The sequence below is a fragment of the Gemmiger formicilis genome (assembly GCF_024462815.1).
In the GTDB taxonomy this organism is placed as follows: domain Bacteria; phylum Bacillota; class Clostridia; order Oscillospirales; family Ruminococcaceae; genus Gemmiger.
The window spans coordinates 1-210 of sequence record NZ_JANGCG010000116.1 but is presented as its reverse complement, the minus strand read 5'-3'; the positions used below and the strand labels follow the sequence as shown (position 1 = coordinate 210).

Genomic DNA, 210 nt, shown 5'->3' with positions numbered 1-210 from the left:
GGCATCACCACCTTTCCTCTTGGCGCAATCCTCACGCGGTGATGAGGTCGAGGATCTCTTTGGCGAACGTGATAACCAGCCCACCGGCCAGCGTTAGAAAACCTTGGCTGCGCTGGCTGGGGTCATGGCTCTGCAAAGACAGACCGACCTGCACAATGCCCCACCCCAGCAGGATAAGACCCACCGCGCGGATCAGCGAAAAGATGAACG

1 pseudogene is annotated in these 210 nt (G+C 59.0%); it reads right to left on the bottom strand.

The window, feature by feature from the left end:
• Nucleotides 1-31: 31 nt before the first annotated feature.
• Nucleotides 32-210, bottom strand: a pseudogene (locus tag NE623_RS14695) (glutamyl-tRNA amidotransferase); the annotation flags it as partial.